General features: G+C 33.3%; 25 protein-coding genes. 11 read left to right on the top strand and 14 right to left on the bottom strand.

Annotated features, from left to right (window positions below):
• Positions 1 to 132: 132 nt before the first annotated feature.
• The 5 genes from FJOH_RS02310 to FJOH_RS02290 form a co-directional block, all read right to left on the bottom strand.
• Positions 133 to 1,038, bottom strand: coding sequence for a TIGR01777 family oxidoreductase (locus FJOH_RS02310; RefSeq protein ID WP_012022535.1), 906 nt, complete (start codon positions 1,036 to 1,038; stop codon positions 133 to 135).
• Between the two features lie 137 nt (positions 1,039 to 1,175).
• The gene (locus FJOH_RS02305) at positions 1,176 to 1,562 is read right to left on the bottom strand and encodes a hypothetical protein (protein ID WP_012022534.1); all 387 of its coding nucleotides are present in this window, start codon (positions 1,560 to 1,562) and stop codon (positions 1,176 to 1,178) included.
• Between the two features lie 5 nt (positions 1,563 to 1,567).
• Positions 1,568 to 1,927 (bottom strand): hypothetical protein, encoded by a 360-nt coding sequence (locus tag FJOH_RS02300; RefSeq protein WP_012022533.1) that lies wholly within the window; start codon positions 1,925 to 1,927, stop codon positions 1,568 to 1,570.
• A gap of 20 nt (positions 1,928 to 1,947) precedes the next feature.
• Positions 1,948 to 2,685, bottom strand: a complete 738-nt coding sequence (locus FJOH_RS02295; protein WP_012022532.1) for a YqjF family protein — start codon at positions 2,683 to 2,685, stop codon at positions 1,948 to 1,950.
• Positions 2,686 to 2,745: 60 nt separating this feature from the next.
• A complete protein-coding gene (locus tag FJOH_RS02290; protein ID WP_012022531.1) occupies positions 2,746 to 3,249 on the bottom strand; it encodes a GbsR/MarR family transcriptional regulator in 504 nt (167 codons plus the stop codon).
• Between the two features lie 304 nt (positions 3,250 to 3,553).
• On the opposite strand from FJOH_RS02290, the gene FJOH_RS02285 reads away from it, so the two are divergent.
• From FJOH_RS02285 to FJOH_RS02250, 8 genes are all read left to right on the top strand, one after another.
• Positions 3,554 to 3,970 carry a hypothetical protein gene (locus FJOH_RS02285; RefSeq protein ID WP_012022530.1) on the top strand — a complete coding sequence of 139 codons (417 nt, stop codon included), beginning with the start codon at positions 3,554 to 3,556 and terminating at the stop codon, positions 3,968 to 3,970.
• Between the two features lie 22 nt (positions 3,971 to 3,992).
• Positions 3,993 to 4,463 carry a hypothetical protein gene (locus FJOH_RS02280; RefSeq protein ID WP_012022529.1) on the top strand — a complete coding sequence of 157 codons (471 nt, stop codon included), beginning with the start codon at positions 3,993 to 3,995 and terminating at the stop codon, positions 4,461 to 4,463.
• Between the two features lie 135 nt (positions 4,464 to 4,598).
• Positions 4,599 to 5,054 carry a hypothetical protein gene (locus FJOH_RS26145; RefSeq protein WP_052295171.1) on the top strand — a complete coding sequence of 152 codons (456 nt, stop codon included), beginning with the start codon at positions 4,599 to 4,601 and terminating at the stop codon, positions 5,052 to 5,054.
• 317 nt (positions 5,055 to 5,371) lie between these two features.
• A complete protein-coding gene (locus tag FJOH_RS02270) occupies positions 5,372 to 5,785 on the top strand; it encodes a DUF1842 domain-containing protein (RefSeq protein WP_012022527.1) in 414 nt (137 codons plus the stop codon).
• 141 nt (positions 5,786 to 5,926) lie between these two features.
• On the top strand, positions 5,927 to 7,399 hold the full coding sequence (locus FJOH_RS02265; RefSeq protein ID WP_012022526.1) for a hypothetical protein: 1,473 nt from the start codon (positions 5,927 to 5,929) through the stop codon (positions 7,397 to 7,399).
• Positions 7,400 to 7,601: 202 nt separating this feature from the next.
• Positions 7,602 to 8,864 carry a cation:proton antiporter gene (locus FJOH_RS02260; RefSeq protein ID WP_012022525.1) on the top strand — a complete coding sequence of 421 codons (1,263 nt, stop codon included), beginning with the start codon at positions 7,602 to 7,604 and terminating at the stop codon, positions 8,862 to 8,864.
• Positions 8,865 to 9,058: 194 nt separating this feature from the next.
• Positions 9,059 to 9,301 carry a type II toxin-antitoxin system HicA family toxin gene (locus tag FJOH_RS02255; protein WP_012022524.1) on the top strand — a complete coding sequence of 81 codons (243 nt, stop codon included), beginning with the start codon at positions 9,059 to 9,061 and terminating at the stop codon, positions 9,299 to 9,301.
• Position 9,302: 1 nt separating this feature from the next.
• Positions 9,303 to 9,653: a type II toxin-antitoxin system HicB family antitoxin gene (locus FJOH_RS02250; RefSeq protein WP_012022523.1), complete on the top strand. Its 351-nt coding sequence runs from the start codon at positions 9,303 to 9,305 to the stop codon at positions 9,651 to 9,653.
• 36 nt (positions 9,654 to 9,689) lie between these two features.
• On the opposite strand, the gene FJOH_RS02245 is transcribed toward FJOH_RS02250, so the two are convergent.
• The 9 genes from FJOH_RS02245 to FJOH_RS02205 form a co-directional block, all read right to left on the bottom strand.
• Positions 9,690 to 10,349 (bottom strand): SanA/YdcF family protein, encoded by a 660-nt coding sequence (locus FJOH_RS02245; RefSeq protein WP_012022522.1) that lies wholly within the window; start codon positions 10,347 to 10,349, stop codon positions 9,690 to 9,692.
• A gap of 133 nt (positions 10,350 to 10,482) precedes the next feature.
• A complete protein-coding gene (locus FJOH_RS02240; protein WP_012022521.1) occupies positions 10,483 to 12,510 on the bottom strand; it encodes a M3 family metallopeptidase in 2,028 nt (675 codons plus the stop codon).
• A gap of 36 nt (positions 12,511 to 12,546) precedes the next feature.
• Positions 12,547 to 12,834 (bottom strand): type II toxin-antitoxin system RelE/ParE family toxin, encoded by a 288-nt coding sequence (locus tag FJOH_RS02235; protein WP_012022520.1) that lies wholly within the window; start codon positions 12,832 to 12,834, stop codon positions 12,547 to 12,549.
• Complete coding sequence (locus FJOH_RS02230) at positions 12,834 to 13,061, bottom strand: hypothetical protein (RefSeq protein WP_012022519.1); 228 nt, start codon at positions 13,059 to 13,061, stop codon at positions 12,834 to 12,836. The genes FJOH_RS02235 and FJOH_RS02230 overlap by 1 nt, the downstream gene beginning before the upstream one ends.
• A gap of 161 nt (positions 13,062 to 13,222) precedes the next feature.
• Positions 13,223 to 13,708 (bottom strand): 5-(carboxyamino)imidazole ribonucleotide mutase, encoded by a 486-nt coding sequence (purE, locus tag FJOH_RS02225; RefSeq protein WP_012022518.1) that lies wholly within the window; start codon positions 13,706 to 13,708, stop codon positions 13,223 to 13,225.
• A gap of 100 nt (positions 13,709 to 13,808) precedes the next feature.
• Entirely contained in the window at positions 13,809 to 14,963 is a 1,155-nt protein-coding gene (locus FJOH_RS02220) for a 5-(carboxyamino)imidazole ribonucleotide synthase (protein ID WP_012022517.1), read from the bottom strand.
• A gap of 213 nt (positions 14,964 to 15,176) precedes the next feature.
• Positions 15,177 to 15,734, bottom strand: a complete 558-nt coding sequence (locus FJOH_RS02215) for a hypothetical protein (RefSeq protein ID WP_044048202.1) — start codon at positions 15,732 to 15,734, stop codon at positions 15,177 to 15,179.
• A 24-nt stretch (positions 15,735 to 15,758) separates the two neighbouring features.
• Positions 15,759 to 17,849, bottom strand: coding sequence for a TonB-dependent receptor (locus FJOH_RS02210; RefSeq protein WP_012022515.1), 2,091 nt, complete (start codon positions 17,847 to 17,849; stop codon positions 15,759 to 15,761).
• Between the two features lie 198 nt (positions 17,850 to 18,047).
• Positions 18,048 to 19,319: a PQQ-dependent sugar dehydrogenase gene (locus tag FJOH_RS02205; RefSeq protein WP_012022514.1), complete on the bottom strand. Its 1,272-nt coding sequence runs from the start codon at positions 19,317 to 19,319 to the stop codon at positions 18,048 to 18,050.
• 187 nt (positions 19,320 to 19,506) lie between these two features.
• On the opposite strand from FJOH_RS02205, the gene hpt reads away from it, so the two are divergent.
• From hpt to FJOH_RS02190, 3 genes are all read left to right on the top strand, one after another.
• Positions 19,507 to 20,037: a hypoxanthine phosphoribosyltransferase gene (gene hpt, locus FJOH_RS02200; protein WP_012022513.1), complete on the top strand. Its 531-nt coding sequence runs from the start codon at positions 19,507 to 19,509 to the stop codon at positions 20,035 to 20,037.
• Positions 20,038 to 20,108: 71 nt separating this feature from the next.
• Positions 20,109 to 20,681, top strand: coding sequence for an adenylate kinase (locus FJOH_RS02195; RefSeq protein ID WP_012022512.1), 573 nt, complete (start codon positions 20,109 to 20,111; stop codon positions 20,679 to 20,681).
• Positions 20,682 to 20,802: 121 nt separating this feature from the next.
• A complete protein-coding gene (locus FJOH_RS02190; protein ID WP_012022511.1) occupies positions 20,803 to 22,026 on the top strand; it encodes a hemolysin family protein in 1,224 nt (407 codons plus the stop codon).
• The last annotated feature ends 5 nt before the right edge of the window (positions 22,027 to 22,031 follow it).

Here is a 22,031-nt window from a genome sequence, read left to right as displayed (position 1 = left end):
GGTGCGATTTGCTGCCACAATCTTGCCATTTCGACGAAGGAGAAATCTTCGCTAGAGGCTCCTTATCGAATTTTGCCAATCTTTGTAAAGCTGCTTGAGGAGATTTCTCCTTCGTCGAAATGACAAAAATGCTTAAATTAAATTTTGTAAAGCTTTTTCTAAAGTGTCAAACTTAAATTGAAATTCATTTTCTAAAAGACGTTTCGGAACTACATTTCTGCTTTTTAAAACCAATTCTGTTTCTGTTCGAATAATAAAAGATCCGATTTCCAGAAAGAAATTATTCATCGAAATTCCGAATGGAAAGCCAACTGCTTTTCGAAGTTTCTGCATAAAATCAACATTTCGAATAGGTTTAGGAGAAACAATATTAATAACGCCAGTCATTTCTTTTTCAATAATAAAATCAATTGCATTGGCAAAATCGTCTTCATGAATCCAGCTCACAAACTGAATGCCTTTTCCTTGTTTTCCTCCAAAACCAATTTTTGCCAAAGTCTTTAACGGAATCAATGCGCCGCCATTTTTTCCTAAAACAATAGAAGTTCGCAAAGCAGTTTTTAAAGTCTTTGGAGTTTCAGTTTTAAAGAATGCTTTTTCCCATGAAAGTGCAACATTTATAGAAAAGTCATTTCCAATTTCACCATCATCTTCATCCATTTTTTTGTCAAGAGAATATCGATAAATGGTTGCCGTTGATGAATTCAGCCAATGTCTCGGTGGATTTTGGCAATTTAAAACCGCTTTATTTAGAATTTTGGTGCTTTCAATTCGGGATAAAAGAATCTCTTTTTTGTTCTTTTTCGTATAACGACAGTCAACAGATTTTCCTGCCAGATTAATTAAAACCGTTGCGTTTTCTAATTCTTTTTCCCAGCCTGAAAAAGTTCCGGCATTCCAGTTTACGTATTTAATACCGTTAATTGACTGAGATTTTCCTCGAGTCAGAATTACAATTTCGTCAAATTTATTTTTGAAATGATGGACTAAAACTTGTCCGAGAAAACCTGTTCCGGCTGCTATAATGAGTTTTTTCATTTGAGTTTTTTTTAGCCACGACCCGAGCGATAGCGAACAGGTGAAGCAATCACACGAATTACACCAATTTTTAAAATGTGTACAATCTGCATTAAAAATAATTAGTGAAAATTAGTGAAATTCGTGGCAAACTATTTTTAGGCTTTAAAAACTAATCTTTCTTCTCTCTGAGCTTCTTTAGCTTTTCTTTTTCCTCTAAAAAAGAAATATAAGTTGAAGAATAACATGATACCAAGATAAATAGAAAATCCTCCAATTTTGTAACTTAAATTTTCAATTAATTCCTGATAACTGTCGCGGTTTAACTGCATTTCTAAAATCATTAAGGCAAAACCAATGTTTAAAAGATAAAATCCGGTTTCAAAAAGTTTGTTGGTTGCCTGTGCAATATCTTCACGCCCTTTAAATATATCAAGCATAAAGATTTTTCCGTTTTTAAAAAGGGTTTTAGAAACGTAATATGTTAATAATAAAGCGACTGGCAAATAGATTCCGTAACCAATTAAAATTTTTGTAGTTTCCATAATATTTAGTTTTTGTTGTTATGAATTAGTTTTTGAGCGTATTTAGTTATAATTAAAATGTTGAGATAATGCAGAATTGAAATAATAAAAATTATAACAGCTGTTTTTATGCAGATCGTTTCAATTAATTGGGTGGATGAAATAATTTTTTGCCAGGAAATTAAAGTCATAGCGCAATAGCCAATATTTAAAAGATAATAGGCGAGAAGTAAAACCTGATTTATTTTCTGGCAGAGATCGGCATGGTTTGGAATTAGCTCTAAAACAAAAACATTTCCGTTTTTGTAACAGATTTTTCCAACTTTTAGGATAATGAAAATAGTTATGATGAGATAAATAAAATACCCAATAATATTATAATTCATGATTTCCAGATTTACAAGGTTTAATACATTTCTTCCAGAACAGGAATAACCTGCAGTTTTCTTTTATTTTTTACGGTAATTTTTGATCCTTTAGCCAGAAATACAGAAGTTGGTTTTTGAGTTTGAAGAAATCCGAAATCACGTCCATAATTTTTTTCAAAATCAATATCAATACGATGATTTAAGACTTCATATTGTTCCCATCTTGGATGTATAACTTCGTATTCAAAAGTAGTTTCTTGATCAATTTTTGTATATCCAAAATAATGTTCTGTAATGAATTCAGCTTCAGAATTAGTTTCAATTTGTGTCAATACATTTTTAGTTTCTAATTCAATTGTATTCCATTCTTTGTCATTTTTCCATTGATAAATAAAAGTATTGGTATTGTTACTTTCAATAATTTCATGTCTCATTTTCTGAGTTTCATAATGTTCCTGATACAAAGTATTGGCAATAAATGTGATGGCTTTTTTAGGTACAATTTCTTTAATAAAAACCACACCGCGTTTCCATTCGCCGTTTTCAAAACGTTTTACATAGAATCGCAGATTGACTTCTTCAAAATCAACATGAAAAGGAACTTTAATGCCTAAAACTTTGGTGTTTTTAAACATAAAACCAACCAGACTGACATAACATTTGTTGTTCCAAATATCGATTTCTGTTCCTTCTGGAAGATATTTTTCTAAAATTTCTCTATCAACCTCATAATTAAATAAGGCTAAATTTTTCCATTCTGCTTTTAAGAAATCCATTTTAATTGTTTTTAAATTTTTAAACTTTCAGAAAAAAATGAAAGTTTGAATTAAATTTTTTTATTTGAGTAATTTGATAACCATACGGCCCAGCCAGTTTTCATTCATTTCTGTTACTTTGTCAAGCATGTTGTCAACTTTTAAAACGAAATCATATAGTTTTTCTGTTTGATCTACAAAGTGTTTTTCTTCAGCAGAATCTTTTGGTTCTATTGTCGAAACTTCTTTTAAGATTTTTAGAGTAGGCTTAATTTCTCTTTTACTTCTTTCTCTGGATATTTTTACCGCAAGTTCATCCAGATCTTTTTCTGCTGTGAAAAACTCTTTTCTTTCTCCAGCTTTAAATTCTTTATAAACAATTCCCCAATCCATTAAACCTCTCAGGTTCATACTGGCATTTCCGCGGGAAATTTGCAATTCTTCCATAATTTCTTCCATAGAAACAGGTTCGTTTGAAACCATTAATAAAGCGTGGATCTGTGCCATCGTTTTATTAATTCCCCATTGAGAACCTAATGCTCCCCAGGTTTGTACAAACTTATTTTTTGCTTCTTTGAATTCCATGGATCAAATGTAAGTAAAAGTTTTTAAACTTTCAAAAATAATTGAAAGTTTAAAAGTTTTTGCTTTGGTATGTGTAAGAATAGTTTTAGTGTTGTTGTTTTAAGTAGTTCATACATAATATTTTGTGTTTTATGACATTTTTTACTAGTGTGTAAGAATTGTAATATAATTTCGTTCGTGGAAATATAATTAAGCTAGCCCAAGATCTATTTTCTACTTGATTTAAATGTGGAGCAGAACCCACTATAAAAAACGAGGCGGAACCTGAAAAGCCTTATGAGTAAGGAAAATAAACCAAAAAACAATGTCAATACCTACAAATCAATGCACGGTCTTTGTTCAAGTGTGGGCAGATGTCAATTCACTAAAACAAGGAAGTACTAATGGATGTTATGCTGTTAGTAACAAAAGCCAGCAATCAACTGGTGAAGGTTCGGCAAACTTAACTACTAAAGTAATCACTGGTAGTAATGTATGCTGGTCGGTTTTACCAATCGATCCTCAGTTTGCTAATGAATTTGCAATTACTCAGGTTGGAGCTCAATCTGGATGGGCGACTCCGCCGGCTCCAGTTCCAGGATCTCCTAATATGTTTACAGGACAGCTTACAACATCAACTGTTGGAGGAAATGTTAATTCAAATATAGTATTCAGCTATAATGGAGGAGGGCAATCTATAACAGTAACTCTGCCTGTAACTATTATACCTGTTACTGCTTAATAATTAATTAAAAAATAAAACTATGAATAATAGAACAAATTTAGCTTTTAGCGCAAGCTCTGTAATTCCTGCAAGAGTAATCAATATTGCAGTTGATACAGTCTTTTTATATAGCCAGACTTCTGGTCCATACGCAGGAACTGGTATTTATATGATGGATAATAATGCAGTTGGCGGAAGTACAGGAGAAGGTGGACTTGAGCTGTCTTCACAAGTTACAGCAGGTTTTGGAATCGCATTTAATGTTTTTCCTATTGATGCCGCTGGACAACAGGGAGATACTGTTCAAATTGTTGGTCTTGAGATTTCTAATGGTACAAATATTTTTGGAAATTGGGGATGGCCGGCACCACAGGCGACAGGATCATATCAGTGGTTAGGAACTGCTATGGTTCAAGGACAATGTACTTATCAAATTAAAATAGGAGTATCTGTTGGGGGGGCACCTATGCAGTATTACTGGTGGGACCCATTTTTAACATGCACCGCATAATATTTTAAGTGTATTACAAATTAGTACCTCCTAGTTTCCTCGGAGGTACTAATTCTTTATTATTGAAAATATTTTACATGACATTCATTAAGAATAAAATTGACAGCAGTTGGTTAAACTCAATAAATTAATACTGTGATTGAAAGTAATAAAGAAATAAGAAAATCTAAAATTGCTCCGTCAACATGTACTGTCTTTATCCAAGTATGGGTTGATGTTAATATGTTGTATACAAACAATCCAGAAAAAGGCTGTTATGTAGTTGATAACAGAAGTAAATATTCTGAATTTGAAGGCACTGATCAATTACAGACTTGCGTTGTGTCTGGCAGTAAAATCTGCTGGAGTATACTGCCTGTTGATCCGCAATATAGCGGCAAGCTAATTATAACTTCAATTAATGTAGAATTTGCCTATAATGACCCGCCTTTGCCTTACGATGATAATTTAAATGTTTGGACTGGAATTGCTGCGGTTACTCTTACACTTAAAAGTATTCCTGGTAATTTAACTTTTAGTTACAATGACAGTTCCTTGAGCCGTACAGTTGTATTGCCTATTTGTGTAAGACCTTCTACGAGCGGATGCTGAGGACTATCTGAAGGACTCGTTTTACGGTGTTTTTGAAAGTCATTTTTAAGATAATTGAAAAAAATAAAAACAGCTTATTTTTTCTTGTGTCATCTTTTTCGAGTTTTATGACTCAGAATTCTCATTTCATAACATTTTTTTAATTATGTCTATCTATCTAATATAGTTTTGGTATAGAAATAAACCCAATCCTATTATTTAAAATGTTGGTAAGCAATTAAATAATAAAACAAATCAAATAGGTGGAGCAGAACCCACTAAAAAAAACGAGGCGGATCCGAAAAGCCATACGAGTAGGAAACCAAAAACGAAAAGTTATGTCAGATTTATTAGCAGGTGCTTACTTAGCAAAAGGCACAATTGGAAATGTTGGAACACCAGGTGCTCCAATTGCATCATTTAGTTTAGTTGTTGTACCATCACAAAATTCTGTTTCTGGTACAGTAGTAATTACTCAGGCTGTACATGGCCCTGATAGCCATATTGTTGTTCCGGTAACTGGAAAAATATATGCAACTGGATTTGGACAATTTACTCAAGTTGTGAGTTTAAAAGGACAGTATGTTCACACTTTCCCTCCTCCTGCAATTGGTGCTTTTTTAGCAGATTTTGATGCTCATTTAGCGATTGATGGTTCATGGAATGGAACAGGAGGTTTTTCATATTATCAACATGATATTGAAAACGTACCAGTAAAAGCTGCTGCAAATTTACAAGCTGAGTTGGCATAAAAAAAGACCCCAAATTTTAATAACTCCAAAAACGATATGATTAGGAATTTAATAGAGTTCCTGATTTGGTTACTGTTTTGATTTAAAGGGTCGTCTAGTTTAGACGGCCCTTTTTTATTACCCAAAAAATAAATCTCAAAAATGAAAAAGAAAACAATTATAACCACAGCAGTTGCTCTTACAGCAGCAGCGGGGTCATTATTTTTTTTGAATAAAGAAAAAATAATGGATAAAACCGCGTATGCCGATAATGCAGCTGAATCTTGCAATTGCGAAGCCAGCTGGTTTCCGCATGAGCAGACTCCCGCGCCAGCAGAAGGCGACGGAAGTCCATTTGATTCTTCAAGCACTACCAATTGTATTTTTCATCAATGGTCATGGCAAAAATTTTTATGGGCAACAAAACCTCTGCCAAGCGGCAATCCGCTGTTTTTAGATTCTTTAGATATTGTTACTCCAGAAATGGAACGTGTTAGTCCGCAGTTAGGCGTAAAATTGGTTTTAACCTCAATTGCTCAGGCAGGTCCGGCTGGTGTTTTAGTCTCTAATCCAAAGGTTGTTCCGGGAAAAACTGCTGGCGATACTGTCTTTTATTCTATACACGTAAACAAAATATTATTTGATAAAGCAATTATTGCAGCTTCAGAAATCAACAGCGGAAAAACACCTTATTCAAATCTGGAAACATTTCCGGTTGGTTCACTTGAATTAAAAGTTTCATGGATCAGCACAGCTTCAATTCCAAAAGAAAAATTAGGAGATTACTTTATTACTAAAGCTGCAGTTAAAAATAAAGCCGGACAATACGAAGCAAAATCGGTTGCATTATTGGGAATGCATGTTGTAGGAGTTGTAAAAAATCATCCTGAATTTATCTGGGCTACTTTTGAGCATAAAGACATGGCTCCAATTTATGACTGGAAAAATAATTCTGTAACATCAAAGGATGAAAAACTGCTTTATGAAAGCGGTACAGATTCAGGCTTAAAAAGTATTACCTGGGATAGAACTAATAAGAAACCATTAGTGCCGGGTAAAGCATTTGTTCTTTATGAATATGGAGTTCCAAAGGTTGTTGAAACTAATGCGTACATGAAAACAAGCCAGTCAGAGCCAGTTAATTTTAATAATATTGATTTTATTAATAAATGTGTAGCTTCAAAACTAAATGATGTTTTCAAAAATTACTTTTACAATGGCTCAATTTGGCTGGATACTGATGGAATGTCTCCTTCAGATCAGGCGAAAGCAATTGTAAAAAGACAAATATCAAGTGTGCTTCCAGATTCATTGGCAAGAGGCTCTTCAAATTTGGCCAATATTACAATGGAAACTTATACGCAGACATTTAAAGACAGCATTCATAAAATTAATGCCGGCAATTTGGTAAACTGTTTTACTTGTCATCAATCTCAAAACTTTGATAAAACCCGCGGTATAGGAAAATCGCCTTTGTATTTAAGCCATATTTTTGAGTCTTACTTATACACAACAAAACCTAAACCTGTAACAGGGAAAAATACAGGTAATGCTAATCTGAAAGTACAACGTATAGAAGAAACAGAATCACTTAAACTAAAACAGTTTGATGAGTTTGTTCGTAACAATAAATAATACACAAAGGTGTTTTATTGATTTTGCTCCAAAAGATGAAAAACCGAAGCATTGCTTCGGTTTTTCGATTTATTGTTTGTTTTCTTTTGAGGAGTTAGGGGTTTTAAGAATGTTTTTCTGAAAATTATAAAGTTATGTTAATTCAGTACTTGAAATTTTAAATTAAATAATGAGAAAGATATTTTTGTAAAAATCACAATTTATGGAATTATACTACACTTTTTCAGTACTTATTGTACTAGCCTCTTTCTTCGCCTATTTGAATTTAAGATTTTTAAAACTTCCGGGAACTATAGGAATCATGATTATTGCCATGTTGGTTTCAGTTGGAATTCGCTTACTGGGAGATTCTTATTTTCCTGCTACTACAAGACATTTTTTTGATTTAATAAAAGAATTTGATTTCAATGAAATCTTAATGGGAGCAATGTTGAATTTTCTTTTATTTGCTGGAGCACTGCACGTAAATATGGCTGATTTGAAAGAACAGAAAGTGCCTATCATGATTTATTCTACAGTAAGCGTTGTATTATCTGCGTTAATTATTTCGATGCTGTTATATTATATCGCACCGTTTTTAGGAATCAATATTCCTTACGTATTCTGTCTGGTTTTTGGAACACTGATTTCTCCAACCGATCCAATCGTGGTGCTGGGTGTTTTAAAAGAAGCTAAAGTTCCTAAAAGAATAGAAACTAAAATTGTTGGAGAATCCTTGTTTAACGATGGAGTAGCGGTAGTAATGTTTGCTGTTGTTCTTAAAATGGCAACCGACCCAACATTTGATGTGAGTTTTAGTTCTATCGCATGGCTTTTTGCAAAAGAAGGAATTGGTGGACTTTTATTAGGAGCTGTTTTTGGATTTACAGCATCAAAAGTCATGAAGAAAATCGACGATTATAAAGTTTCGGTTTTAATAACACTTTCGATTGTAACGGGCGGATTTTTAGTTGCGCAGAGTTTACACGTTTCAAGTCCGCTGGCGATGGTCGTTGCCGGATTAATTATTGGAAACTATGGTAAAAAAGTTGCGATGAGCGAAGTAACTAAAGATTACTTAGGAAAGTTTTGGGAACTTATCGACGAAATCTTAAATGCGGTTCTATTCTTATTTATCGGTTTTGAATTGTTATTACTTCCAGATTTAAACAAACAATTGCTAACAGGATTTGTAGCTATTTTTATTGTTCTTTTCTCAAGATTGACTTCTATAGTTCTGCCTTGGAAATTCTTCGACATTTTTAAGTTCTTCGGAATTAAATCTGCTTATAATAAAGGTTCTTTGATGGTTTTGGTTTGGGGCGGAATTCGCGGCGGGGTTTCGATTGCTTTGGTACTTTCTATGCCTGAAGGAGAATATAAAAACCTTTTACTTGAAGTAACTTATATCGTGGTCTTATTTTCAATTGTTGTACAAGGACTTACAGTTGGAAAATTAGCTAAAAGAGTTTTAGAGAAAGAATAGTCAATTACAAATATTAAAAGTTTTTATTAGTAAAGGCCTGTAAAGATATTTTTATCAGGTCTTTTTTATGATTTCTGTTTCTTTAAATATTTTTAAACCACTATTTTTTTGAGCGATTTTTCTTATTTTTACTCTTTATTTTTTAATTTGCAACTAAAATATAGTTACGAATTGGATTTTAATGATAAATTTGTATGAGTAAAATTGATAAACTTATCGAAAGGTTGAAGTCAAAACCTAAAGATTTTTCTTGGGACGAAATGCTAAAAGTTTTGAACCATTTTGGTTATAATCAGATTTCACAAGGAAAGACAGGTGGTTCAAGAAGAAAATTTGTGAATGAAAATAAAGTGATTATAAGTCTACATGAACCACATCCACAAAAAATTTTGAAGGGATATCAGCTTGATATTATTATTGAACATTTGGAATTGTAAGATGAAAAACTATTTAGAATATAACGGATACATTGGTACATTAGAATTTTCTGCAGACGATAAAATATTCTTTGGAAAAATTCAAGGTATAAATGATTTAATAACCTTTGAAGGTTCTTCTGTTACAGAATTGGAAGAATCTTTTAAAGAAGCTGTTGATGATTATTTGGAGACATGCAAAGTCTTGAATAAAGTTCCAGATAAAACATATAAAGGATCTTTTAATGTGAGAGTGTCTCAAGAGTTACATCAAAAAATAGCTCTTTTAGCTTCTAAAAAAGGATTAAACTTAAATGAAATTGTAAAAGAAGCGTTGTCGTATGTTGTTAAACATGAAGAAATTTTAAGTTAGAAAAAACTAGAAACAGAAATGTTTCTGGTTTTTTCTTTATCGTTTATCTTCTTTAGAATAGTTCGATTCTCCGTTAATATTAATCTCTCCGCCTAAAAAACGAGGTTCGCGATTTCTTAGAACATCAAAGAAAGATTTAAAAACGGAAAGATATTCTCTAAAAGTAACATATTTATATCCTAAATATTCTCCATTATTAGCAGAAAAACCAACTGACTTTATTTCTAATTTGTTACCAATATAAACCGCGCGGTTTAAGTGATATTCCTGAGAGATTAAAGTGGCTTTCTTAATTTTGAAAATATGTTTAGCACGATACATTGTTGAGTAAGTATCAAAACCTGCATAATCAACAAATATTTTGGTTGTATCAACGCCCTGATTGTAGCAGTAATTTTTCATTACAGTTAATTCATCATATTCATCACGGCCATTATCTCCCGAAAGTAAAATTTTATTGATACGTTTTGCTTTCCAAAGCATAATTCCGGCATCCAAACGATCTTTTAAATATTTGCTTGGCTGATCTCCGTTAATTCCTGCTCCAAAAATAATTCCCACATCATTTTTAGGTAACTTTTTAATTGAGTAATAAATCTTGGTTTCGGTTGAAGATTTTACCCAATAATTTACTGTAACAACCGCAATTAACCCGATAATGGCAAGGTAAAACGCTATTTTAAAATATTTTTTCACGACTTATTTTTGTAAGATTAAGATTTAAAAAATGCGAAGATAGTTAAAGTAAAACAAATAAAAAACCGAAGCATTTCTACTTCGGTTATAATCTGAAATCTATCCCGATAGCTATCGGGTCTAAAATCTAAAATTAAAGCAATCCCGCTCTTTTCAGCAAAGCTTCCGGTTTTGGTTCCTGACCTCTAAAACGTTTGTATAAAGTCATTGGATGTTCTGTTCCTCCTTTTGAAAGAACGTTATCTTTAAATTTCTTAGCAATTTCTTCGTTGAAAATTCCGTTTTCATGGAAATATTCAAAAGCATCCGCATCCAGAACTTCAGCCCATTTGTAGCTGTAATATCCAGAAGAATAACCTCCTTGGAAAATATGAGAAAATGCTGTACTCATAGCATTTTCTTTTACGTCTGGATACAATTGTGTGTTAGCAAATTGTTCAGTTTCGAAAGCTTTTAGATCTGTAATATTGGTTGGATCTTGTCCGTGCCATGCCATATCTAATAATCCAAAACTCAATTGGCGCAGCGTTGCTAAACCTTCTTGGAAACTTGCACTTTCTTTAATTTTCTGTACATATTCAATCGGAATAATTTCTCCCGTCTCATAATGATTCGCAAACAAAGCCAAAGCTTCCGGCTCATAACACCAGTTTTCCATAATCTGACTTGGCAATTCTACGAAATCCCAGTAAACAGAAGTTCCAGATAAACTTGGGTAAACGGTATCAGCCAGCATTCCATGCAAACCATGTCCAAATTCGTGGAATAAAGTCGTTACTTCATTAAAAGTTAATAATGAAGGTTTTGTTTCTGTTGGTTTCGTGAAATTACAAACGTTAGAAATATGCGGTCTTTCGTTTACGCCGTCTTTCACATATTGCGATTTGAATGAAGTCATCCATGCACCGTTTCTTTTTCCTTTTCTTGGGAAGAAATCTGCGTAGAAAATAGAAACTAAATTGTCATTAGCATCTTTTACTTCATAAGTGGTAACTTCTTCGTGGTATTTATCAATATCAAAAACTTCTGTAAAAGTTAAACCGTATAATTTTTTGGCAACTGTAAAAGCACCGTCTAAAACTTTTTCTAATTGAAAATAAGGTTTAAGCTTTTCATCGTCTAAATTAAAAAGCTGTTGTTTTAATTTTTCAGAATAATAAGCACCGTCCCATTTTTCTAATTGTTCTATTCCGTCCAATTCTTTCGCGAAAGCAGTTAATTCTGCAAATTCTTTTTGAGCCGCTGGTTTAGCTTTTGCCAATAAATCATTTAAGAAAGAGAAAACTTTCTCTGGACTTTCAGCCATTCTTTCTTCCAGAACAAAATGCGCGTGTGTTTTGTAACCTAATAAATTGGCTCTTTCATGACGAAGTTTAGCAATTTTCAAAACGTTTTCTTCATTGTTGAATTCGTTATTCTGAAATGCTTTTGCTCCAAAAGCAATCGCCATTTTTTTTCGCAATTCACGATTGTCAGCATAAGTCAAAAACGGAATATAACTTGGATGATCTAAAGTAAAAATCCAACCTTCTTTTTCCTGATTTTTGGCTAATAATCTAGCTGCTTCAATTGTTCCTTCTGGCAAACCTGACAAATCCTTTTCATCTGTTAAATGCAACTCGAAGTTGTTCGTCTCTGCCAAAACATTTTCGCCAAATTGTAAACTCAATTTTGATAATTCTTTGTCGATTTCTCTTAACTGGTTTTTCTTGTCTTCTGGCAAGTTGGCTCCGTTTCTAGAAAAGCTTTTGTATTTTTTATCTAATAAAGTTGTTTGTTCCGGATTCAGATTCAAACTTTCTTTTTGATCATAAACTGCTTTTACTCTCGCAAATAAATCTGCATTCAAACGAATGTCATTTCCAAATTCTGAAAGTAGAGGCGAAACTTCTTGCGCAATTTTCTGCATTTCGTCATTCGTTTCAGCCGAATTTAAATTGAAGAAAATACTAGAAAGACGATCTAAAATGTCACCAGAATAATCCATTGCCACAATGGTGTTTTCAAAAGTAGGTACATCTGGATTATTTACAATCGCATCAATTTCGGCTTTAGCCAAAGCAATTCCTTCGTTGAAAGCAGGAACATAATCTTCGATTTTAATTTGCGAAAAAGGCGCGGTATTATGTTTGGTGTTAAAGTATTGTGTTAAAATGCTCATATTGTTTATGCTATTTAAAAATATAAAATTAGAAAATCATAATTTGAATTTCTCCGTATCCTGAAAAGTATTCCAAAATCGAAGTAACTCTAAATTAGTGTTTTCGATACGATAATAAAGTGAAATGTGTTTGGTAATGACAATTTTATAAACGCTTTTGTAGTTTGTTTTTATAAATAAAACATTGTCATTTTTTAAAAGTTTTATTGTGGCATTTACTTTGTCAATGAAATTTTGAGCAACTTTTTCAGACCATTCGGCTTCCAAATAATCGATGTTGTTCCAAAAGTCTTGTTTAGCTTGTGGAGCCCAAATTACATTCATTATTTAAAATATTTTGAATAACGATTTTTGGTTTCTTCCATAACAACATCATGCGAAATTCCTTCATTATTGTCTAAAGAATAAATAGCCTCACTTATATTGTTTTTTAATTTTTCAGAAAGGCTTTCTTTAGATTGAATGAACTCTACAATTTCCTGAATTAAATCAGGATTATCAATGTCTAAAACAATTTTAGCGAGCTCTATTTTAGAAGTTTGAATGTTCATTTTGCTTTTTTCTCAAAGTTAAGTTTTTCTTTTAGAATTTTTTATAATGAATCGTTAATAATTCCGATGTAGATTATTTCGCAAAGTTTCTCAAAGTAAAAACACAGAGATACACAAAAAATTTGTGTGCCTCTGTGTCTTCTTTGTGTATCTCTGTGAAATTACTTCTTTAAACCTTCAGCCGCTTTATTAACCGCAGCTTTCAGTTCTTCTTTATAAGAAATAATAGTATCTAAAACTTTTTTGTCGTGGCTTCCAATGATTTGTGCTGCTAAGATCCCAGCGTTTTTTGCACCGTTTAAAGCTACAGTTGCAACAGGAACACCGCCTGGCATTTGTAGAATCGATAATACCGAATCCCAGCCGTCGATAGAATTGCTTGATTTTACAGGAACTCCAATTACAGGAAGCGGAGACATTGAAGCCACCATTCCCGGTAAATGTGCTGCACCGCCCGCTCCGGCAATAATTACCGAAATGCCGCGAGTATGTGCATTTTTACTGAAATCGAATAATTTCTCCGGCGTTCTGTGTGCCGAAACGATATCAACTTCAACTTCTACATTAAATTGTTTTAATATGTCTATTGCATCCTGCATAACTGGCATGTCTGAGATGCTTCCCATTATAATGGCTACTTTGCTCATGTTTTTTATTTGTTTCAAGTTTTAAGTTTCAGGTTTCAAGTTATTTCTGATACTTAAAAATATTATAGTTTTAAACTGTAAACTGTGACTGCAGACTAATTTAAGCGCTAATTACTTTAATAGTATTCTTAACTTCTTGTGCAATTCTTCTGGCTTCCTGCATGTTTTCGTTTACGATCGTAACGTGTCCCATTTTTCTAAAAGGGCGAGTTTCTTTTTTGCCGTAAATATGCGGTGTAACGCCATCCCATCCTAAAATGGTTTCGATATTTTCATAAACGACATTTCCAGAATGACCTTCGGCACCCACTAAATTTACCATAATTCCGGCAACTTTACTGTCTGTGTTTCCTAACGGAAGATCTAAAATAGCACGTAAATGATTTTCGAATTGTGAAGTGTAGCTTGCTTCGATTGAATAATGTCCTGAATTGTGCGGACGCGGTGCTACTTCGTTTACCAAAATTTCATCGTCCTGAGTCTGGAACATTTCAACAGCCAAAAGTCCAACATGATTGAATTTCTCTGAAACATTCAAAGCAATTGCTCTGGCTTTTTCAGCTACTTTTTCGTCGATTCTTGCCGGGCAGATTACGTATTCAACCTGATTCGCTTCTGGGTGAAATTCCATTTCTACAACCGGATATGTTTTAATTTCTCCTGATGGATTTCTTACTACAATTACCGCCAATTCGTTTTTGAACGGAACCATCGTTTCTGCAATACATTCTACATTTGGTAAATCGTCCATGTCAGAAATCTGACGAATTACTTTTACGCCATTTCCGTCGTATCCAAACTCGGTGCATTTCCATACAAACGGAATAGTGATTTCGTTGTTTCCAACAGATTTTTGCAAATGTGCAGGACTTTCAAAACGTAAATATGATGCAGTTGGGATATTACTTTGAGTATAAAAATCTTTTTGAGTTCCTTTATTCTGAATTCCTTTTAAAGTTTTAGGAGACGGATATACTTTTACGCCTTCGTTTTCTAACTGCGTTAAAGCTTCAAGGTTTACCAATTCGATTTCAAAAGTCAGAACATCGACTTGTTTTCCAAAGTTGTAAACCGTTTCATAATCCATTAAATCGCCTTTAAAGAATTTGTTGCAGGCAATTTTACTTGGTGCTTCGTCGCTTGGATCCAGAACGTAAGTTTGTATGTCAAATTTTCTGGTGTCGAACAAAAGCATTTTGCCTAATTGCCCGCCGCCTAATATTCCTAATTTAAAATCAGAAGAAAAATAATTCATTTTGAGTTGTGTTTTTGCAAAGATACTTTTTAATCTTTTTTCAGCCAAAATTTAGTTTTTTTCGCCACGAATTGATAAAGTTTTGCCACTCCCGATAGCTATCGGGATAAAAGGATTAAAAATGATTTTCTACTTTTTGTTTTTTGCCACGAATTCACGAAATTTTATTAAATCTATGTTTAAAAATAATTCGAGAATTCGTGGCTATTAAAACTATTCAATTTTTTTTAAAACTTCGCGTGCTACGGCTTTGTAAGCTGCCGAATGATCTCCGTAATCTTTATTCAGGATGATTTGTAATTCAGGATGAATCCAGTCGTAGTGGTTTCCTAAAACATATAATGTTCTTATAGAATACGCTTTTGTCGCAACTTTTACGTCGTTAATAAGCCAGTCAAAACTTGCCTCTATGCAGTCCTGAAGATTTTTTTCTGATAAATGAATACTATTTTCGTCTTTTTTATAATGCGATTTTACTAAGAGCTGTACGACTTTTGCAATAGGGCGAATAGAACTTTCGTCTTTTAAAACTTTTAGATTCGAAAAGAAAAAATCGAGATGAGGCTGGAGCCAAAGCAATTCTTCATACGATACAAACTCTAAAATCCAGCAGGCTTTGTGATTGTTTTTGTCTTCGGGCGAAAAACAAATCGAAATTAATTCATTAAACAAATATGGATTTTCGAGAACATCCTGCGCGCACTTTAAACGGTTTTCCCGATAAGCGCTTACATAATCCAGTTTTTCCTGCAATTCAGAAAGTACGGTCATTGAATTTGTTTTGGTTTCAAGCATCTAAAATAAATAATTTAAGGATACGGCTCCGTAATAATTTACAGGAAGTCCCGGATAATAATATCGTGGAGATGAGTTTCCTGTTGGCACTGCATTTGGCAGAATCAGCGAAGCATATTTCTCATTGGTTACATTGTTTACCCCGGCAGAGATATGGCTCGTTAAACCTCGTAAAATTTCAAATCGATAACCTGTTTTTAAATTCAGAATAGTATATGAATCTGAATATGCTGTATTGGCATCATTTAGCTGAATTTCTCCCACAAATTGATAATCAGTACTAAAGTAAACGCCAATATTGGTATTTAATGTTATGCCTGCATTAATTTTTTGAGGAGCAACTCCTGTTAGTTTGTTTCCAGAAAAATCATTACCGCTGTCAATAAATTCTTTGAATTTGTAATTTCCTATAGATCCTGCTAAATAAGAGTTCAACACCAAAAATCGATTAATGGGCCAATTGTGATTTAAAGTAATTTCGATGCCTTCATGAAATGTTTTTCCCGCATTTGCACCCACATATTGGTCATCGCCGACTCTTTTGGCAACCAGTAAGTCTTTAATCTCCATTCGGTACAAAGAGATTTCGGTATAAAGTCTTTTGTTGAAAAAGTAGAATTTTCCGCCGACTTCAAAATTATATCCGTTTTCTGGTTTTATGTCAGGATTGATTTTGCCTTCACTTGTAAGTGTTTCTTCTGTTGCAGGAAGTGAAAATCCCCGGCTGACAGAAAAATAAAGTGTTTTTAAAGAATGTGGTTTGTATAGAAATGAAATTTGAGGTGAAAAAATGCCATCATAACTATATTCTTCATTGATGTTTTCTGTATAATTGTTGAGGTCAAATCTGGTTTTGTTATAATTTAAACCTGCCTGAATTTCTAATTGATCAGATAATAAAGTTCTTAATTGGGAAAATATATTGTAGAAATGTCTTTTTTGATCCGTTTCTGTAAGTTGATTTCCCTGCAGACTTCCTAAGCCATTATTTTGCTGATAAAGATTTTGAAAAGTATTCCCACTATACGTATCTGTAAAATATTCTGCACCGGCAATAAACTGATTTTCGACTCTTCCAATTTTAAAATTTCCCGAAAACTGAGTTCTTGCACCTGTTGCAAATGTATATTGACGAAGAATATCAAACGGACGAGGTTCGTTGCTGTCTTTATAATTGATAAAAACTGAAGTTGAATTCTTCAAATTTTCATTAATATTAAAATCATAAGCCAATCCGCCCAAAACCGATTTGTATTCTTTATATCCTTTTGAGGCAACCCAGGTTGGCGCTCCGGCTTTTGGATTTGTATTAAAAACTTCTTTACTAATCGAACTCGGAATAAAAGCCTTTAAATAAGTATAATTTGAAAAGTAGGTAAGTTTGCTGTTTTCTTTTCGGAATAATTCTCCGGCAAGTGTAATTCCTTCGCGATTATAGGAGCTGTTTTCCCGCCAGCCATCGGTTTTTAGATTGTGGTAGCTGATGTTCAAACTTCCTGATTTTTCATCTAAACCAAAATTCAGGCTGTTTTTTAATAATCCAAAAGAACCGAAAACAGTACTTATTCCTGCACTTTGGTTTCCGTTGTTAGAAAGTTGAGGTGAAATTAAAATTGCACCGCCCAAACCTGCGCCATAAACACTCGAAAGCGGTCCTTTAATAATTTCAATTTGATTGAGGTTTTCGAGATCAATATCATCAATAACCGTTTCGCTGTTTCCGGATGTTAATGGAATACTGCCATAAAAAGCTCTAATTTTATTAGTTCCATAAGTAGTTCTTGCGCCAATACCGCGAATAGAAATTCGGCTTGTTGTAAAATTAGAAGACTGCATAAATACACCAGGAATTGTATTGATAACCGTTGTAATATCAGTGGTATTATTTTGCAGTAAATCTTTTTTTGAAAGAATACCTATCGAAGCCGGAGTATTTAATAAACTATTATTAATGTGCAGTGAACTGATAACAACTTCTTTCAGCTTTTCAGTTTTGAGAGAATCAATAGTTTTGCTTCCCTTTTTTTGTGCTTCTATGTTTTGAAAAACAAAAAGTACAAAAACAAGAAAACAATATTTTTTTAAAATCATAAGATAAAATTAAGGGGCAGCATTTTTTTTAACACATAGAAACACAGCATTGATTGAGGCAAAAAAGGCGTTTCATGTATTTAACAACTTCTTTTTAAGCAAAAATCTATGTCTCTATGTGTTTAAAATTTTCTTATAGTTGGTTCTAATCCCTATCCAGATTTGAATTTGGGTTTTAGAATTTGGAATTTAGAATATTTATTTGGCTGTCACTTTCCAAATTGTGTTACTGCTGTCGTCATTTACTAAAAGCGAACCATCGTTCATAACCGTCACGGCAACCGGACGCCCGTAAACTTCTGCCTTATTTTCATCAGAAATAAAACCTGTTAAAAAATCTTCTGGTTTTTCCGAAGGTTTTCCATCTTTAAAAGGAACGAATAAAACTTTGTAACCCGAAATTTTAGAGCGGTTCCAAGATCCGTGCTGTCCAACGAAAACACCATTTTTATATTTTGCAGGAAAAGCATCTTTTGTGTAAAAAGCCAATCCTAATGAAGCTGTGTGAGCACCAACCGGAACATCCGGAACAATTGCTTTTTCAACTAAATCTTTTCTTTCGCCTTTCATTCTTGGATCAGGAATACTTCCAAAATAAGAATAAGGCCAGCCATAGAAACCATCTCTTTTTACGCTTGTAATATAATCCGGAACCAAGTCATCGCCTAATTCATCACGTTCGTTTACCGCAGTCCAAAGTTCTTTATTAACAGGATTCCAGTCCATTCCAACCGGATTTCGAAGTCCCGAAGCGTAGATTTTTTCACCAGTTCCATCAGGATTAATTTCCAAAATTCCGGCTCGGCGAACTTCTTTGTCTACACCATGTTCAGCATTATTACTTCCTGAACCTACAGAAACATAAATTTTGCTTCCGTCCGGACTTGCTAATAAATTTCGCGTCCAGTGATTGTTGTAACCTCCGGCTGGAAGTTCAAGTATTTTTTCGCCTTTTGTTTCTAATTTCAGCGGATTGTTTTTATAAGGATAACGGTATAATCCGTCAGTATTTGCGATGTAGAAAAAGTCTTTTAAAACCAGCATTCCAAAAGGTTTGTTTAAACCAGAAATAAAAACCTCACGAGTTTCAAATTTTCCATCTTTGTCTTTATCGCGCAAAACCGTAATTTGATTTTTACTGGTTCTTGTTCCGCTTTCTACTACAAAAATATCCTGATTAGGAGCAATATAAGTCCAACGCGGATTTTCGAATCCATCTGCAAATTTTGTTACTGTAAAACCTTCCGGCGCTTTAGGAGTTTTATCTTTTGGCCAGCCAATAACTTTGCTGTTGTTTGTTTTAGATTCGGTTGCATAGGGAGGAGGAAGCGTAATGTCTCCAACGGCAGTTTTTACAACATTGCCCAGCTGTTTTGCTAAAGCTTCTTTTTCTTCTTTTTTCACCTGCCCGTTGCAGGCAGTCATTAATGCCAATAGTGGTATTGAAAATAAGGTTAAGGATTTTTTCATTGGTTTTTTGGAGTTAAATAATTATATCAGAACAATTTAATAAAATTAAAAATAGCGACAAGATGGCATTTGTAAATATTAACTGATCTTTAACATTCGTGAAAAAATATACTTGGACTGCTTATTTTGATATAAACTGTTAAGTTCTAATTCTGTATCTTTGTCCATTATTTTAAAAAGAAAAATAATGATACAACTTCACGATAAACAATTTGTTCCGTTTATTTCGGCTAAAGAAATTGATTTTGCTTTAACCAAATTAGTGGCTCAGGTAGAAGATGATTTTGGAGATGATACTCCTATTTTTATTGGAGTTTTAAACGGTGCCTTTATGGTGGTTTCCGATTTTTTAAAAAAGTATAAAAAACCATGCGAAGTTTCATTTATAAAAATGGCTTCTTATGAAGGAACTGAAACAACAAATTCAGTTAAAGAATTAATTGGAATTAATCAGGATTTGTCAGGCCGAAGTGTTGTCATTATAGAAGATATTGTCGATACAGGAAATACAATCGAAGAATTGAAGCATTTATTTAAAGCACAAAATGTAAAGCATTTTAAAGTGGCAACTTTGTTCTTTAAACCAGAGGCTTATAAAAAAGACATGAAAATTGATTATGTGGGAATCAGAATCCCAAATAAATTCATTGTAGGTTACGGACTTGATTATGACGGTTTAGGAAGAAACCTGACTGAAGTTTACAAATTAGCAGAATAATAAACAAAACACAACTATATATTCATTTAAAACTTCTTGAAAAATAAGAAGTAACAACACGTACATTCATTATGATTAACATCGTTTTATTTGGAAAGCCTGGTGCAGGAAAAGGAACTCAGGCAGAATTTTTAAAAGAAAAATACAATTTAACTCACCTTTCTACAGGAGATATTTTTCGTTTCAATTTAAAAAATGATACTGAACTAGGAAAACAAGCAAGAGTTTTTATGGACAACGGAGAATTAGTTCCTTGTGAAGTAACAACTGCAATGTTAATTGACGAAGTAAAAAAACATCCGGATAGTGCAGGATTTTTATTCGACGGATATCCAAGAACTTTAGATCAGGCAGAAGCTTTAGATAAATTTTTACCAACAATTGGTTCTAGCGTAACAGCTACAATTGCTTTAGAAGCTGATGATGAAATTTTGGTAAAACGTTTACTTGAAAGAGGAAAAACAAGCGGAAGAGCTGACGATCAGGACGAAGAAAAAATTCGTGTGAGATATCAGGAATACAACGAAAAAACAGCTCCTTTAATTGGATATTACAAAGATCAAAACAAATTTTACGCTGTTGATGGTATCGGAACTATCGAACAAATCACAGAGCGTTTAACATCAGTTATAGATAATTTGTAACAAACGGATTAAAATAACCCTGTTGCAATTTATAATTGAAAAACCAAATAAATAACGAATCTACTAAACATTGGAAATACTAATAATATTTTTTCTAATACTATTAAACGGAGTTTTTTCTATGTCTGAAATTGCCCTTATTTCAGCTAGAAAAAACCGACTGGAAACAGCAGCAAAAAAAGGAAATAAAAGTGCAAAAACAGCACTCGATCTGGCTAATTCGCCTAACAAGTTTTTATCGACAGTTCAAATTGGAATTACCTTAATTGGTATTTTAACGGGTATTTATTCAGGAGATAAAATTACTGCCGACGTTGAGGTTTTTGTTGCAGGATTTGCCGCTTTAAAACCTTACGCACATTCAATTGCGGTTGGAATTGTGGTTGTTGTTTTAACGTTTTTCTCTTTGGTTTTAGGAGAATTGCTGCCAAAACGAATTGGATTAAATTATCCGGAATCGATTGCTAAAATGGTTGCAATGCCAATGAAAGTAATTTCGATAATTACTGCACCTTTTATTTGGTTATTAACTTCTTCAACAGATTTTTTACTGAATATTTTTCAGATAAAACCAACTGCTGACGGGAAAGTTACCGAAGAAGAAATTAAAGCTATCATTAAAGAAGGAACAGAAGTAGGAGAAGTTCAGGAAATTGAACAAGATATTGTGGAGCGTGTTTTTCATATTGGCGACCGAAAAGTAAGTTCGCTTATGACACACCGTAAATCAGTAGATATGCTTCCGTTGAATGCTGATAAAACTAAAATTAAAGAATTAGTTGTTCAGGATTTACATGCCGTTTATCCGGTTTACAACGAAAATTACGATGATATCGTTGGTGTGGTTACTTTAAAAAACATATTTGCCAATATCGAAAATGACAATTTTGATTTTGCTTCTATAATGACAGATGCTCCTTATTTAATGGAACAAACTACTGCTTACAAAGCTTTGGAAAATTTCAAAAAAACCGGAGTTCACTATGCATTAGTTTCAGATGAATACGGTGTTTTTCAGGGAATGATTACTTTAAATGACATTCTGGAAGCGCTGGTTGGTGATGCATCAGAATTTTACAAAGATGAATTTCAGCTTATAGAAAGAGAAGACGGGTCATGGCTGGTTGACGGACATTATTCGCTGCACGATTTCTTGACGTATTTTGAGTTAGATGAGCTGACAAATGATTACGAAGTAAACACAGTAAGCGGAATGATTATGACTGAGCTTTCACATATTCCAAAAGAAGGAGAAAAACTGGTTTGGCAGAAATTCGTCTTGGAAGTTGTCGATATGGACGGTGTTAAAATTGATAAAGTGCTTGTAAAAACGCTTAAAGAATAAATAAA

Source organism: Flavobacterium johnsoniae UW101, assembly GCF_000016645.1.
GTDB lineage: Bacteria > Bacteroidota > Bacteroidia > Flavobacteriales > Flavobacteriaceae > Flavobacterium > Flavobacterium johnsoniae.
This window is presented reverse-complemented; position numbering and strand designations above follow the sequence as displayed.